This is a genomic window from Acidisarcina sp., from assembly GCA_035539175.1.
Lineage (GTDB): Bacteria > Acidobacteriota > Terriglobia > Terriglobales > Acidobacteriaceae > JANXZS01.
In genome coordinates, this window is record DATLIY010000008.1 from 226,610 (window position 1) to 241,961 (window position 15,352).

Sequence of the window (15,352 nt, forward strand, 5' to 3'; positions counted from 1 at the left end):
GCGTTGGCTATTATCTGGCTTCAAAGGGACTATCCATATCATGGATACCTTAATTTCGCTTCGATTTCCGGGATCAGATGACAAAAAGACATTTCTCTGCGAAATCAATTTCTTTGGGCTAAGCTAGCGTGGCAAGGTGAATGCGCATGACTTTATTTCAGCCTTCTCGCCGAGACTTCCTTAGAACTGGCAGTGCGGTGGCGGGCATCTCGCTGTTGCGATCAAAGTATCTGCTGGGTCAATCCGCAGCTAATAGGGACGTCGTGAAAGCGGATTACACCCTGACGATTGCCACTTCCCCAGTAGAATTAGCGCCCAACCGCATCATCTCCGTTACGACCTACAATGGACAATTCCCCGGCCCCTTACTGCGCTTCAAAGAAGGACAGCGGGTAACTATCGATCTCCAAAATGAGACCGATACGCCTGAACAACTGCATTGGCACGGCCAGTTTGTCTCGACGGATGTAGATGGATCTGCGGAAGAGGGCACGCCCTTCATTCCGCCTCATGGCAGCCGCCGCATCTCCTTTGTGCCGAAACCATCCGGATTCCGCTTCTATCACACACACGTCCGAGCTGGTGCGGATCTGGCAGCAGGTCAGTACAGCGGTCTGGTTGGCCCCGTTTATATCGAGCCAAAGGTCAATCCCGGGCACTACGACCGCGAAGTATTTCTCACGATGAAAGAATTTCAGCCAACGCTCAGCCGCGGCGGCGATATGGCGATGAACTTTCTTTCACCCGCCCAGACGGTGCCAGCGCTCAAGCGTGCCGGCGAAACTGCGATGAACGCCTCGCTCGCCAAAGGAATGCCCCAGGGCTATGAAGTTGGTTACGAGTCCTTCACGATCAACGGGCGGATGCTCGGCCACGGCGAACCTGTGCGCGTGAAGCAAGGCGAGCGCGTTCTGTTTCACATTCTCAACGGAAGCGCGGGTGAGATTCGCAGTCTTGCTCTACCGGGACATACGTTCACCATCATTGCAATGGATGGTAACCCGCTGCCAAGACCTGTGCGCGTTCCCGCCCTCTGGCTGGGCACTGCGGAGCGAATCTCCGCAATCGTCGAGATGCATCATCCCGGCGTCTGGATCATGGGCGATCTCTCCGATGAGGATCGGAGGCACGGCATGGGAATAGTCCTTGAATATGCGGGTTCCAAAGGAAGACCGCAGTGGATCGCACCAAAGCCTTTCAAGTGGAACTATGCACACTTTGGGAACTCCACCACAGTTGCTGCTCAACCGGATGAAGTCTTTGAGATGATCTTCGAGAAGCAGAACGCCGCGCAAGATGGCTTCAATCTATGGACCATCAATGGCGTGTCGTACCCAATGGAACAAATGATGGCGAAGCCTCTTTTCCATCTCCACGAGGGAAAGCGCTATCGCATTCGCCTGAAGAACGCCAGTGACGATATTCACCCGATACACCTGCACCGGCACAGTTTTGAGGTCACGCGGATCGCAGGTCAAGCGACCGCGGGACTGATAAAGGACGTCGTGATGGTCGGTGGATATCAGGAAGCCGAAATTGATTTCGTTGCCGACAATCCCGGCGCAACACTGTTCCATTGCCACCAGCAGCTCCACATGGATTTCGGTTTCATGGCCTTATTCGACTACGTGTAATGACGCGGTTACCCTGAAAAGATCAGTTGAGCAGTTCGATACCGCTGCTTCCCTCCAGGCGGGTCAGCGTCGGCTTCGATCCTCCGCCCCTACCGTTCCGCACCGATTTCGTCTCTGATTGCGAATCGACTGGTTCCAAGGCGGCCAGGCTATGGTCGATATCGACTTTTCTGCGACTGCGCTTGATCGTGTATTTCCTCTTTCCAGGCTGCTGCTGCCTTCCTGCTAACCCCCTTGATTGCAATGTATTACGTTTCTGATCGCGCATTTTCTGGAGCGTATAGGTGATATGTCTCACGTCAAAATTAGTTATAGCGCGTGACGCCCATCACATCTTCTTCCATATCTGTCCATTCACAATTCTCGCCACTTTCGCAGCAAATGATTCATCGTTTGGAGGAACGTATGACGACGCGACTTTGGCTATTTATGACTCTGGTTATAGCGGGGCTTGTAGGTTTGGTGTTTCCGTCGAGAAGCTACGCGATTCCAGCGTTCTCGCGTCAATATGGTACGTCTTGCAGCACCTGCCACCTGGACTTTCCCAAGCTCAACGACTTTGGAAAGGCCTTCAAGGATGCGGGCTTCAAGTTTCCCAAAGATGATGAGAGCTTCCTGAAGGCTCCTCCCATCATGTTGGGAGCGCCTGCACAGGCGGAGCTGTGGCCGCAGGTCATTTATCCGGGCACGATACCCGGCCTGCCGCCGATTGGGCTGCGTTTCAACACTTTCTTCCAGACCGTAAGCGGCAATCGAAACAACTTCAACGCCCAGTTACCTGCTGGAACCCCGGGCACCTTTATCCCCAGAACCGACTTTCAGCCTGGCTACTTCAGCATCTTTACCGCGGGCAATTTTGGCGGAGGGATCGCTTTCTGGGCAGACGACGATATCAGTGTCGCAGGCGCCAACTCCAATGGCGGCTTAGGGGATGGCTATCTTAAGTTCTACAACCTGGGCCGCGTGCTCAAGCTGCCCACCGATTCTCTGAATTTACGCGTAGGCCAATTCGAACTTGACCTGCCGTTCAGTCCCGCACGCAGTTGGAACCTGAGTGGGTGGGACATCTTTGATGAAGCCAGTGTCGGCGTCCTCAATGGCTTATCTCCTCAGCAGAACGTGAACAATGGGTTTGCCTTCACCTCTCCCGCGGTGGGAGCGGAGTTCAGCGGTGGGCACAACTACGGTGGGTACCATTACTCCGTGGCGATCGTCGACCAGAATACAACCGGCGCCTCCGCCTCGCCTGCAAACATCGCACCCGCTAACGGCGTGGCATTTGTCTCGGACTCGAACTTCAAAGACGTGTATGGACGAGTCTCGTACCGCTTCAACCTGGAGCGGGATCCAGCGAGTCGCAACGAGGTTCAGGCGGCCGGGGCATCGGGTCCGCGCGATCACACATATCTGCAGTTCGGAACGATGTACTTCTATGGCCGTTCTGTGCAGCGGTTCAGCGGCGCACTTGCCGATGGAGTAACACCGACGGTCATCACCGCACGCGAACCGTTCTACCGAGTGGGAGGCGACATCAACTTCAACTACCGGAATTTCAATGTGTTCGGTGTCTATCTCACGGGACGGGATCAGAATCTGCTGCCTTTCACTCCGGCAAACGGCAGCCTGCCAACTGGCTTTACCGCATCCAGAGCCGCCACCTTCGGCGGTGGCTTTGTGGAAGCAGACTATCTGGCGCGGCCCTGGATTATGGCGATCATGCGGTGGGATCGGGTCAGTTCAACGGCGGACCGAGTCAACGCACTTCAGTTCGACCCGGCAAATCTACCGCCATCGTCCTTCTTCTCTCCATACTCGGCTACGCGGAACCGTTTTACTCCGGGAATCCAGTTCTTGATCCACGCCAACATCAAAGCATCGTTTGAATATCAGGTCCGGCCGCAGCAGATCGTATACGACCCGGCTAGCGGTGAGCGGCTCACCGGTCCGTTCCGCACGAATACTGCGGTAGCAGGGCTGGAGTGGGTTTATTAGGCATCGACATTTCACAATTTCGCAAACAGGAGAAAGAAATGACGCACAAAGTTCTTGGAGTCTTAGCGACAAGCATCTTCCTAAGCGCGGCGGCATACGCCGGATCAATCCACGGAAAAGTCTCCGGAGTCGCCGGGGAGTCCGTAGTCTATGTCGAATCGGTGGCCGGCAAGACGTTTCCCGCCCCCACACAACAGCCGGTGATGGACCAGAAAGGCCTGATGTTTATGCCTCATCTGATGGCGGTACAACAGGGCACCACGGTGGAGTTTCTGAACAGTGACAGCGTCGCGCATAACGTCTTCTGGATCTCGGTCGGCGGCAATAAAAAGCTTGGCCACAATATGGGGACATGGCCGAAGGGACAAAAGAAGTCTTTCAAATTTGACAATCCCGGAGCTGTACCGCTGCTGTGCAACGTGCATCCAGAGATGACTGCATACATCGTTGTGTCGCCCACTCCTTACTTCGCGGTTACGGACAAGTCTGGAAACTACAAGATCGAGAATGTTCCGGATGGCAGCTACACCGTTACCGCGTGGCATGAAGGCGCAAAAAACAAATCCACTCCAGTGAAGGTTGCCGGCGACACAGCGGCCGAATTCACACTGAGCAAGTGAGCGATGGGGGAGCGGGTCACTCTAGCCGCTCCCCATACTTTTCTTTACAGGTACGTAGCAGAGGGGCACTTATGCTGCAGCGTTATAACGACAAGAAGGTCGACAAGGAATGGCTGAACACTAACTTTCCTTGCATGATGGCTTGTCCTGCCCATACGAATGCGGGCCGCTACGTGGCACTCATCGCCGAAGAGAAATTTGAAGAGGCTTACAAGATTGCCCGCGAACCCAACCCTCTGGCGAGTATCTGCGGACGGGTATGCGCGCATCCCTGCGAGACTGCCTGCCGCCGTGGAGCGATCGACAAACCGATCTCGATCCGCGCGTTGAAGCGCTTTCTTACCGAGCGCCATGGTCCGGAGTCGCGGCATCCTGTCGATGTAAACGCCGGCCGCAGACAAGAGAAGCTTCCCTTCAAAGTAGCCATCGTTGGAGGTGGGCCCGTTGGCCTATCGGCAGCGCACGATCTCGCATTGATGGGCTACTCGGTCACCATCTTTGAAGCGGCACAGGTCGCAGGTGGAATGCTCTATCTCGGAATTCCCGAGTATCGTCTGCCGCGCGATGTTGTCGAAGCGCAGGTACGCGAGATTCTTGAAACTGGGGATATTGACCTGCGGCTGAATCAGGCTGCCGGACGCGACTTTGCGATCTCCGATCTTCGCAACCACGGCTTTGATGCTGTGCTGATCGCAGTTGGCGCACAGCGCAGCCGCGACCTCACCATTCCCGGCGTCGATCTCGATGGCGTTTACAAAGGGATTGATTTTCTGCTGAACGTGAACCTGGGCTACAAGTTCACCATCGGCAAAAAGGTGATCGTGATCGGCGGAGGCAACGTCGCCATGGACGTAGCACGCTCCGCCGCGCGTGAGGTGATTCGTCAACACCCGGGTGGAGTGGAAAATGCCGAGCCGTCGAGCGAGAACGTGAGCGCCGTGGCAACCCGTGAGATGGTCGACATCTCCCTCTCAGCAATGCGTCTGGGAGCGCAGGAGGTGCATCTTGTCTGCCTGGAAAATCGCGAGGAGATGCCTGCCGCGCTAGATGAGATCGAGGAGGCAGAAGCAGAAGGTATCCTTATCCATCCCGGCTTGGGCCCAAATCGGATGATTGGCGAAGGCGGTAAGGTCGTAGCCCTGGAAGCGCTGAAAACAAAATCGGTCTTCGACGAAAACAGGCGCTTCCATCCCACGTTTTATGAAAACAGTGAGACGCGGCTGGAATGCGACACAATCATCATGGCGATCGGCCAATCGCCCCAACTTGATTTTCTAAAACCGGAAGATCAGGTTGAGATTTCCCCACGCGGTTTAATCGCGGTGAATCCGCAAACACTGATGACTTCAGCCGCAGGCATCTTTGCCGGGGGCGACTGCGTCTTCGGCCCCCGGCTGATCATCGACAGCGTAGCGGATGGAAAACGAGCCGCCGTGGGCATCGACGAGTACCTGCGCGGCGAAAAACATCCTGACCCGCTTATCGATGTAGAGGTAATGAAGCGGTATTCGATGCCATTACAGTTGCTGGATCTGATACGGCAGCCCGTTCCCATGCTTCCCTTGGAGCGCCGCACCGGTGTCACCGAAGTTGAAATTGGATACGACGAAGCAACTGCGATCGAGGAAGCGCAACGATGCCTGCACTGCTGGGTAAATACCGTCTTTGAAGGCAACCCGCTCGATGGCAGCCTGTGTATCCTTTGCGGCGGGTGCGTCGATGTGTGTCCGGAAAACTGCCTGGATCTTGTCTCGATGAATCGCGTTGAATTTGAGCCGGAGGTGGTTCAGCACCTTCGCGAGCAGCAAGAGCTTTTCGGCGTGGAGCTGGATGAGGTGAAGGCGGATGAACTGGGAATCGTGGCCGGCTCCGTAATGCTGAAAGACGAGACGCGCTGCATTCGTTGCGGACTCTGTGCCGCACGTTGCCCGGTAGGGACCATCACGATGGAGTCCTACAACCTTATACCCGCCGAGCCGACTGGCCTCATCTCTATCGAAACTATCGATGGACCATTCCGAACGAAAGCGCCCGCTATGGGCAGGAGTCCGAGGTAAATGATGACAGAAGCGAAGCGAAACGTTACCGCAGTGTCGGCCGAAGAATTTGACCGTCGCGCATTCTTCGCCAAACTTGGCCTTGGATCTCTGGGCATTGCAGCCGTAGGCACGGCGGCCTTTGCGTATGAGTTCCTCTCGCCCAATGTGCTGTATGAGCCTTCGCCGATTATCAATGCGGGCAAACCGGAAAACTACGCGCTGAACTCCGTCACGCTCGATGTGAATTCCGCGATTTACCTGGTCCATTCCGACGAAGGATTCTTCGCGTTGAATGCGGTATGCACGCACCTTGGCTGCCTGACGGCGTGGAAGCCGGAACTCGGCATCATTGCCTGTCCGTGCCATGGCAGCAAGTTCAATCGGGAAGGCGCAAAGATCGCTGGCCCCGCCCCGGCGCCTCTTCCCTGGCTCCGGACATGGATAAGCGATGATGGCGATCTGATGGTGGACCGCTCGACGAACATTCGTTCCATGCAGTTTTTGAGGGTGTAGGATGGCCAGCAGAATCGATAAATATCTCGACGAGTTCAGCGGCACACGGGTGTGGCGCTCGGTGTTTCGCAGTGGAGCGGGCACCAGCACCTTGCACCGCGCTCTCGCGATTCAGCAGAACCTCTTCCTGCACCTCTTCTCCACCAAGGTGCGAAAGCGGATGCTCACCTTTCGCTCAACATGGTTCCTTGGCACTCTAACGCTGGGCACACTTTTTATTCTGATCAGTACGGGCATCCTGTTAATGCTCTATTACCACCCGTCCGTACCGCAGGCTTATGACGATATCAAGGATCTGCAATTCGTCGTCTCCTCTGGCTTGTTTTTGCGTAACCTGCATCGCTGGTCGGCGCATGCGATGGTCTTTCTGGTATTTGCCCACATGTTCAAGGTCTTTTACCGGGGCGCCTATCGTCCGCCTCGCGAATTCAACTGGGTGATTGGAGTCATGCTGCTTCTGATCACGCTACTGCTTAGCTATACAGGCTATCTGCTGCCATGGGATCAACTGGCCTTCTGGGCAATCACCGTCGGTTCGAACATCTCCGCGGTAGTCCCGCTGGTGGGCAAGAAAGTGCACTTCCTGATGCTGGGCGGAAACCTGGTGAACGCCAACGCACTGCTCCGGTTCTATGTGCTGCACTGCGTCATTCTGCCGCTGGCAGCCATCTTCTTTGTCGCGATTCACTTCTGGAGGATTCGCAAAGATGGCGGGCTCTACGTGCAACAAAGCGAACCTGCGCGGATGACTACCGAAGAAGCAACAGTGGCCGCGAAGGAGACGAGATGAGCGAGCCAAAGGATTTCGTTGCGGGATTAGGATCGGACGTCCGCAAAGCGCCTCGGCGTGTCGTCTTTGTCACACGTCGCACGTCGGCGCAGGTAAAGGCCAGCGACGAAGATCAGGTACAGACATATCCCGAGGCACTGATCCGTGCCCTTCTGGCCATTGAACTCTTAACCGTCGTGCTGGTCATAATCTCTCTTCTGTTCAATGCGCCTCTTGAGGGCCTCGCAGATCCTTCACATACGCCCAATCCTGCCAAAGCGCCGTGGTATTTTCTCGGGCTGCAGGAGATGCTGCACTACTTTCCGCCGGTAGTTGCCGGGGTCCTGATTCCCACGCTGCTGGTGATTGCGCTGGTCGTCATTCCCTACTTCAACATCAATATCGAGGCCGAGGGTCTGTTCTTGAAGGACCGTAGCCGGCGTCTCAGTATTTTCTATGCCGTGGCAGTCGTCCTGTCTCTCTTCTTATGGTTCTTTGGTGTATATGTGGCGCTCGTGCCCACGCTGATTATGGTTGCGCTGATGTTTCTTGCGGCACATAGCTCGCCACAATCCCTGTCTCCTTTTCGTCGTTATCTTGCATCGAAGCCGCTCTCTTATTGGGTGATGACATGGTTTTTGTTTGAAATGATCGTGCTCACCGCTGTGGGTACTTTTTTTCGCGGTCCAGGCTGGTCCTGGGTATGGCCCTGGAGGAGTTAAGTGCAACCGTCTAGGAACAGATTGGTCTCAGCTTGGCAAACATTTTTTGCGAATCCGCTCCGCGCATTTGGCGTAGTCAGCGTATTGCTGGTGATCGTTCTTGCAATAGCGCCGGCGAAGAACCACTTCAGTGAGTGGCGTCATTACCAGAAGAAGTATCTTGCGCTCATCCACGGACGCGGCGACGCTGTTACGCTGCAACGCCATTTCCACCCGGACATACAACAGATATGGCTTCCTGAAGTGGGTGCCGTGGATCGCTGCACGACATGCCATGAAGGCTTGAAGGAAGCCAGCCTGGCAGGCGTAACGCAACAACCGTTCCGCCGTCATCCCGTGATCCCTCACTCCGCAGAGCAGTTTGGATGCGTGCTATGCCATCGTGGACAAGGTGCGGCAACAACGGTTGCAGAGGCACACTACAGCACGCTGGCATGGGAGCAACCCATGCTTCCCGCACGCTACATGGAGTCATCCTGCGGCCAATGCCATCACACTCCGCTCACCGGCACACCCCAATTGAATCGCGGCAGAGAACTGCTGGCGCGCAATGGATGCGTTCGTTGCCATACACTGCGGCTGCCCGATGGAAGCACGATGACGGCCACGGATGATCCCCCCTCGCTACTTCATGTCGCGGACAAGACGACACGCGAATGGATCTATGCCTGGCTCAAAGATCCGCAGTCCTACTCGGTTTCGGCAACCATGCCAAACTTCAACTTGAGCGATGCAGATGCACGGGATATATCGGCATTTTTGATCAGCAGCAGCACGCCCGCCGAGGGAGACACAGTCCCGGTGGCAGCAGCATCGTCCCAGGCATCAACCGATCCAGTCGCTGGGCAGAGCCTGTATGGCGAGTCCTTCTGCGCCTCATGCCACGCGATACAGAACGCCGCGGGGAATGTTGTCGGTGGCGATATCGGACCAGAGTTGACGCATATCGGCAACAAGGTCAAGCCGGAATGGATGCAGGCGTGGCTGCGCAACCCGCGCATCTACGATCCCACTACGCTGATGCCGCACTATCGCTTTACAGCGCAGCAAGTTGCACTGTTGAGCAACTTCCTCGCGAGCAAGAGCGATTCCAGCCTGCTCGCCAATGTTCACCTGAGCACGGCCACTCCTGTGGAGATAGCTCATGGCAAAGTACTGGTGACCGAATACGGATGCGCATCGTGCCATGCAATCAACGGAGTGAAGAAGCCAGACAACTTTGCCCCGGAGTTGAGCCGCATAGGGAGCAAGCCGATTGCACAGCTCGTCTTTATCTCGGGTATGCCACATACTCTGCCGGATTACATCTCGGGAAAGGTTCGGCAGCCTCGAGCCTTTGGCGCGGGGTTGAAGATGCCGCAATATACCTTCACACCGGCGCAGGTAGATGCCATCACGACGGCTCTGCTCTCCTACACCGATCAAAGCCACAACCTGCCGCGCAAGCTTACCGTGGCCTCAACGCCGACTTCGAGTTACCGCCCCGCAGGGAGCGCAGGGAGGTTGATGGAGGAGCTTGCGTGCCAGAGTTGTCATCGCATCAACGGCCGTGGCGGAGATATGGCGCCTGACCTGAGCATGGAAGGAAGCTCCGTGCAGCGAGCGTGGTTGAATAGCTTTCTCAAGAATCCGAATACGCTTCGTCCATCGTTGATTCGCCGCATGCCGCGCTTCAACCTGACGGATGCAGAGGCATCGGAGTTGACCGACTACATGATGACGGCTTACCAATCGCCAGCCATTGACCGCGAATCCATGCCCTCCGGTGGCTACCCGGCATCGCTGATAGAACAGGGTAGGCAGCTCTTCTACTCGAAGTACGCTTGCCAGTCCTGCCACATCGTCGATAGCAAGGCAGACAAGGGATATATAGGACCGACACTTACCCAGGTCGGTTCCCGCCTGAACGCCGCATGGATCTATGCGTGGCTGATGAATCCTCAAACGCTGCGGCCAGATACTGCGCAGCCAAACTTCAACATGAGCGAGGAAGACGCGCGTGCGCTGACAGCGTTTCTGATGACCCAGAAAGGCACGGCCAGGCAGGAGGCAAAGCGATGAACAGAACCCTGGCGACTGGCTTATTTCTATTTCCTCTGATTGCTATAGGCTGCTCGCACAAGCGGCCTTCTACAACGCTTCTGCACCCAACGGCCTATGGCTCTGCATTAATAGAGTCGAGCGGAGGAAAGCAGGAGGGCGCCGTTGGTACCACATTGAGTCAGCCTCTCGTGGTACAGGTAAATGATGAGCAGGATGCTGGCGTTGCTGGCGCGCTGGTGGAGTTCCAAGGCCCTTATGGAGCAAGCTTTGATCCGTCCATCGTGTTGACCGACTCCAGCGGCCAGGCGACTACCAACGTAACCATGGGAGGAATCGCCGCGCGATATCCAATAAAGGCGATAACCAAGTCAAAAGCGCAAAAGGAGATTGCGCTCGACATAACCGAGATCGCTCTTGGATACCAGGAGGAGATGGGCTATCAATTGGGAGAGAGATATTGCGCACGATGCCACAATCCGGAGTCGTCTGCAGAGCGAGTCTCCAACTACGACAATCTGGAAGTAAAGCCACACACATTTTCCGACGGAGCAACGCTGAACAAGATGAGTGACGCCGAACTGACATCCATCATCGATCATGGTGGCGTAGCCTTGAATAAGTCCGCACTGATGCCACCGTATGGCTACACTCTTAACAATGCGGAAACCCAGGCTTTGGTCGCATATATTCGACTCATTTCGGAGCCGCCGTACCAGGCCCCGGGAATGGCGTATGCGCAAAAATAAAGCGCGATGGCTATGCCTGATTTTGTTCTGCGCCGGCGTGTGTTCCGCGCAGGTCGTCCCGCCGATTGAGATCCAGGATCCTCAGTTGCAGATTCTGCAGCGACAGAACATGGGAAGTCTCAAGCTGGTGGGCCAGGAGATTCTCGCTCACCGCTTCGATTTTCCTTTTTATCTAAGCCGGAAGCTGGATATAGATGAGCCGTTGCAACTGCGGACAGCCCAGAGTTCGATCCGCTTCGATCGATATGATAACCAGGTTGTCCTGGCTATCTCCGGAAACTACTTCGCCGCCTACTCTCCAAAATTCGACGTGGAACAGCGCGCGAAGGATACTCTGCTCGAGGTGGTCTTACCCATTCTGAAGATCGCCGTCGCACACTTCGGAGAAAACTCCGCCGTGCAGGGTTACGCGGTTGAAGTCTCTCACCACATCGTACGGAAGACCATTGGCCTTACGATGGAGCGCCCGGAAAACATGATGACTTACCTCCCGCAACGTACCGCAATCGCCTTGGTAAAGGCGAAGAGCGAAGGCGAGCAGGAGGCTGCCATGCTGAATGCGCAGGTATTCCTCAATGCCGAGCCATTGAGCATCTGGCTGAGTGAAGGAGGGACTCGAACCGCAACCGCAGCCCGCCACAAGCAGGCCCCCATTGTGCAGGAAGCTCCACTGGCACAGACCGAAGCAGCTCTTGTGCAAGCGGTGAATCCTTCTGTCGCAGCAATCAACCCTGTACCCGCTGCAATGACAGCACCGAAGCGCGAGGATAGTCCGGTAATTCCGCGAGATACATCGAAGCAGGCGCTCGCTGCTCTGCAGACCTCGAATGCGGATTTGATCAGCCGCATGACGAAGGACCTCAACGCGCAGGCCCACTTTGTCTCCTATGCGCCGCCTGCGTTTGTCGCCTTTCGTCAAGGCAGCTATCTTGAGCTTTCTGTGAATACTTCCCTGCCCGCAACTGCGGCTGGTTCGCACTATAAGTTGGCCGCTCTGGCCTTTGATGATCACATCGCTCATCTGATTCGTCCTCTGCTTGGCTACTTCAAGGGCGAACAGGAATTTGACGGAATCGGCATCAGTACGACAGTTCACATAGAAGGAAGCAAAGGATCTGCATCAACAGACTCCGAAGCGGTCGAATTCTTTTTTCCGTTTCGTGCGTTGCACTGCTATGAAAGCTACGACTGCACGGGGCAGCAGTTGATCGATGCAGGATCGGTGCTCATCAACGGCGAGCGCGTTGGAGTGGATCTGCAAAGCGCCGAGGCCACGCCTCGTTAGGGTTGCTTCGCTTTTTCCCGGAGCTTGATGACCTCCTCCGTATGTTGTGCAGCGTCCGCCTGGGCCTTATCCTGCAGTGCAGTATAAATTTTCAACTCCGCATTGGCCTCCGCCGTCTTGCCCGTAGCACGTAAGGCTTGCGCTAGAGAGAAATGAAGCCCAGGATCTGCAGGGTTCGCCTTAATTCCCTCTTGCAGATATGGCAATGCCTCATCCGCGCGCCGGAGCTTGAGCAGAATTTGTCCGCGATCCAGACGAGCCTCTGGCAGATCGGGACACACAGCGAGAGACTTATCAACCTCTGCGAGCGCCTCGTCAAACTGACTCTTCTGCTTCAGAATATTTCCTAATTTCCACTGTGCCATGCAGTGACGTGAATTATTCGCCAGTTCGGCCCGGAATTGGTCCCGGGCCTCGTCCCAGCGCGAGAGGCTCCAATACATATCGCCAAGCTTGTAATGAAGCCCGGCTTCCGAAGGCGCCATGCCGATCGCTTTCTGGTATTCGACCTCGGCTCCCTCATAGTTCTTCATTTCTTCCATCAGTTCGGCAGAGGTCACGTGTACCCATATTGAATTCGGATCCAGCGAATTCATCTTTGACAACGCTTGTTGGCCCAGTCGCGTATAAATCTTGGCGAGGAGATACCACATTCGCGAATTGTCCGGATGGCTGCGTGTCACGTCCTGTAACTGAACCGCTGCGGCTTCGAAGTCGCCGAGTTTTGTAAGGTCATCCACCAAGAGCATGTGCAGGTCAACGTCTGCATTGTTTTCTCGAACCGCTGCCTCCAACCTTGGACGCGCGTCGGCATAGCGATTCTGATTGAACAACGCCATTCCAAGCAACGCAGAAGCGGAGTGCATATTGGGATTGATCTTGAGCCCTTGAGTTAGCACCTCGGTTGCTTTCGCGTATTCGCCTTTCTGAACGTACAAGGCGCCCAGGTTGTTGTAGGCCGCAGCAAGCTTTGGCTGGAGCTTAAGAATCTCTTCGTAGAGAGAAATCGCCGATGCATAATCGCCCTGGAGCTTCGCATTGCTCGCCTGCTGATAGAGTTGCTGCACACGCGCATCCGTACTGGATGTTTTTGTCTGCGCCAGTGGAGATGTCTCCAGGAATATAAGCAGCATGCCGATCACAATTGAAGCGATCCATCCTCTACCCGGAATGCGGTTCCTGCGATGGCCCTGATAACTACTCATCGGTAGAAGCTCCCTTCTGCGTGCAACGAGGCTTATCTCCCCGACTCCTCGATTTTCACATATTTATTAATGGGAACGTCATGAATCAACTGGATCTTGCCACTCGGCCAGGTGATCTCAACGTCGTCGATTTTGGTACACGTGCCCAGCCCAAAATGGACTCGAGAATCGTTGTGAGACATGTAGCCGTCGCCATTCGTAATGTAGCTGAATTGTGTTTTTCCGCAGCTTTTGAGACGAATTGCAGAACCAATGGCGTCCCGGTTGCTGACCGTCCCGCGGAGTTGTAGACCGACCCATGAATTTTCGGCGAGGGTGCGGTTTTGCAGAAGAACAGGTTGGCCAACAATGGGAACGATGACGATATCCATCCTGCCATCATTATCAAAGTCACCAAGCGCCGCGCCGCGATAGGAATTATTTGGCACTTCGGGATAGCGATAGATGGGTGCATATCGTGTCTGCTGACGGAAAATCACAAAGGGTTGGTTGTATTGCGGCGACGTCGGATAGACATGGCCATTCGCTGTCCAGAGGTATGTTCCCGTGCTGTTATCAAAGTCGGCGAAGCCGCACGCCCAGCCGAGATACGGCATCGACTCCGTCGCGAGCCCGCTCATAGGGGAGACATCTTCATACATGCCACTCTTGTCAGGTTTGAATATAGGGAAATAGTCTTGATGAAATGCGGTGGTGACGACGCTGGACTTTCCATCGCTGTCGTAGTCGCCAATCGCCACGCCCATATTGGACTGGGCTCTTCCGTCGTTGTTATAAGCAACACCTAAATCGGCCGCTGAATTTTTCAGCGTACCGTCTCCTTGATTGAGAAAAAGAAAGTTTGGATCCGAGTCGTTCGATACAAACAGGTCAATCTTTCCGTCGTGGTTGAAGTCATTGAAGACAGCCGTAAAGCTGTGCGATGGCCTGACCTTGTCGACGCCAACCTGCTTCGTCTGGTCCGTGTAGGTTCCGTTACCGTTGTTATGGTAGAAGACGCCATGCCCTCCTTTTATTCCCATGGGTCCGCAAAACGCAGGTTTACCCTGAAAGCTGCAAACCGGGGCTGGCTCATCGAGCGGGAATGAATCGAGGTCGATATAGCTTGCGATGTAAAGATCGAGATTGCCATCTCCATCCACATCTCCAAAAGCACTTCCCGTATGCCACGCGAATTTCTGGCTTAGGCCCGCGGCTCTTCCTACTTCAGTAAACGTACCATTCCCATTATTTTTGTAGAGAAGATCGACGCCGATGTTCGTGATCAGGATATCCGTGTAGCCATCATTGTTGAAATCAACGGCATTCGCGCCGGTTCCCCAATATGGATTCGAAAGACCTGCTTTCTTCGTTACGTCTTCAAAGTGGCCATTCCCGAGATTATGAAACAGATAAACGCCCTGGCTTGTCGGTGTAGGAATACGGCCCGAGGCAGAAACACGAAGGTCATCCATTCCCGAACCGTTGACTATTAGTAGGTCCATCAGGCCGTCGTTGTCATAATCGAGCCACGCCGCTCCACTCCCATTAGCTTCGGGAATCCACTTCTTCTCCAGGCTACCGCAACGCATCTCGGCACGGATACCGGCAGCGGCTGTAACGTCCTCAAACTTAAGAGGCTTTTGCATGACCTGGCCGAAAAGAAGTGCTGGGAGAAGTGCTTGAGCCGCGACCGCGATGGACAGGCATCTTCGCAGTGCTTTCGCACGATATTGCCCAGCGGGCGCTGCCAAATATTTTAGAAAGAAGTCGATCACGCCCATGGGACATACCTTGATAGGTGG

General features: G+C 55.1%; 12 protein-coding genes. 10 read left to right on the forward strand and 2 right to left on the reverse strand.

Translation table 11 applies throughout. From position 1 onward, the window contains the following. Nucleotides 1-146 precede the first annotated feature (146 nt). From VM554_09090 to VM554_09135, 10 genes are all read left to right on the forward strand, one after another. Complete coding sequence (locus VM554_09090) at nt 147-1,634, forward strand: multicopper oxidase domain-containing protein (GenBank protein HVJ08527.1); 1,488 nt, start codon at nt 147-149, stop codon at nt 1,632-1,634. A 405-nt stretch (nt 1,635-2,039) separates the two neighbouring features. Beyond that, the gene (locus tag VM554_09095) at nt 2,040-3,626 is read left to right on the forward strand and encodes a hypothetical protein (GenBank protein ID HVJ08528.1); all 1,587 of its coding nucleotides are present in this window, start codon (nt 2,040-2,042) and stop codon (nt 3,624-3,626) included. Between the two features lie 38 nt (nt 3,627-3,664). Further along, a complete protein-coding gene (locus VM554_09100) occupies nt 3,665-4,246 on the forward strand; it encodes a carboxypeptidase regulatory-like domain-containing protein (protein HVJ08529.1) in 582 nt (193 codons plus the stop codon). Nucleotides 4,247-4,317: 71 nt separating this feature from the next. Next, on the forward strand, nt 4,318-6,303 hold the full coding sequence (locus VM554_09105; GenBank protein HVJ08530.1) for an FAD-dependent oxidoreductase: 1,986 nt from the start codon (nt 4,318-4,320) through the stop codon (nt 6,301-6,303). After that, the gene (locus VM554_09110; GenBank protein HVJ08531.1) at nt 6,304-6,798 is read left to right on the forward strand and encodes a Rieske (2Fe-2S) protein; all 495 of its coding nucleotides are present in this window, start codon (nt 6,304-6,306) and stop codon (nt 6,796-6,798) included. Between the two features lies 1 nt (nt 6,799). Next, the gene (locus tag VM554_09115) at nt 6,800-7,588 is read left to right on the forward strand and encodes a cytochrome b N-terminal domain-containing protein (protein ID HVJ08532.1); all 789 of its coding nucleotides are present in this window, start codon (nt 6,800-6,802) and stop codon (nt 7,586-7,588) included. After that, entirely contained in the window at nt 7,585-8,289 is a 705-nt protein-coding gene (locus VM554_09120) for a hypothetical protein (GenBank protein ID HVJ08533.1), read from the forward strand. Before VM554_09115 ends, VM554_09120 begins: the two co-directional genes overlap by 4 nt. A 21-nt stretch (nt 8,290-8,310) precedes the next feature. After that, the gene (locus VM554_09125; protein ID HVJ08534.1) at nt 8,311-10,350 is read left to right on the forward strand and encodes a c-type cytochrome; all 2,040 of its coding nucleotides are present in this window, start codon (nt 8,311-8,313) and stop codon (nt 10,348-10,350) included. Beyond that, the gene (locus tag VM554_09130) at nt 10,347-11,078 is read left to right on the forward strand and encodes a c-type cytochrome (protein HVJ08535.1); all 732 of its coding nucleotides are present in this window, start codon (nt 10,347-10,349) and stop codon (nt 11,076-11,078) included. Before VM554_09125 ends, VM554_09130 begins: the two co-directional genes overlap by 4 nt. After that, complete coding sequence (locus VM554_09135; protein ID HVJ08536.1) at nt 11,065-12,363, forward strand: hypothetical protein; 1,299 nt, start codon at nt 11,065-11,067, stop codon at nt 12,361-12,363. Before VM554_09130 ends, VM554_09135 begins: the two co-directional genes overlap by 14 nt. Here VM554_09135 and VM554_09140 read toward each other — a convergent pair. Together VM554_09140 and VM554_09145 are read right to left on the reverse strand one after the other, a co-directional pair. After that, nucleotides 12,360-13,568 (reverse strand): tetratricopeptide repeat protein, encoded by a 1,209-nt coding sequence (locus VM554_09140; GenBank protein HVJ08537.1) that lies wholly within the window; start codon nt 13,566-13,568, stop codon nt 12,360-12,362. The two genes, VM554_09135 and VM554_09140, sit on opposite strands and share 4 nt — an antisense overlap. A 32-nt stretch (nt 13,569-13,600) precedes the next feature. Beyond that, on the reverse strand, nt 13,601-15,331 hold the full coding sequence (locus tag VM554_09145) for a CRTAC1 family protein (protein HVJ08538.1): 1,731 nt from the start codon (nt 15,329-15,331) through the stop codon (nt 13,601-13,603). Nucleotides 15,332-15,352 lie beyond the last annotated feature (21 nt).

What these genes read in the sequence shown, in the direction of transcription:
- VM554_09110 (HVJ08531.1), top strand. Translation starts at nt 6,304, where the DNA reads ATGATGACAGAAGCGAAGCGAAACGTTACCGCAGTGTCGGCCGAAGAA.
- VM554_09145 (HVJ08538.1), bottom strand. Translation starts at nt 15,331, where the DNA reads ATGGGCGTGATCGACTTCTTTCTAAAATATTTGGCAGCGCCCGCTGGG.
- VM554_09115 (HVJ08532.1), top strand. Translation starts at nt 6,800, where the DNA reads ATGGCCAGCAGAATCGATAAATATCTCGACGAGTTCAGCGGCACACGG.
- VM554_09095 (HVJ08528.1), top strand. Translation starts at nt 2,040, where the DNA reads ATGACGACGCGACTTTGGCTATTTATGACTCTGGTTATAGCGGGGCTT.
- VM554_09090 (HVJ08527.1), top strand. Translation starts at nt 147, where the DNA reads ATGACTTTATTTCAGCCTTCTCGCCGAGACTTCCTTAGAACTGGCAGT.
- VM554_09135 (HVJ08536.1), top strand. Translation starts at nt 11,065, where the DNA reads ATGCGCAAAAATAAAGCGCGATGGCTATGCCTGATTTTGTTCTGCGCC.
- VM554_09140 (HVJ08537.1), bottom strand. Translation starts at nt 13,568, where the DNA reads ATGAGTAGTTATCAGGGCCATCGCAGGAACCGCATTCCGGGTAGAGGA.
- VM554_09130 (HVJ08535.1), top strand. Translation starts at nt 10,347, where the DNA reads ATGAACAGAACCCTGGCGACTGGCTTATTTCTATTTCCTCTGATTGCT.
- VM554_09100 (HVJ08529.1), top strand. Translation starts at nt 3,665, where the DNA reads ATGACGCACAAAGTTCTTGGAGTCTTAGCGACAAGCATCTTCCTAAGC.
- VM554_09120 (HVJ08533.1), top strand. Translation starts at nt 7,585, where the DNA reads ATGAGCGAGCCAAAGGATTTCGTTGCGGGATTAGGATCGGACGTCCGC.
- VM554_09105 (HVJ08530.1), top strand. Translation starts at nt 4,318, where the DNA reads ATGCTGCAGCGTTATAACGACAAGAAGGTCGACAAGGAATGGCTGAAC.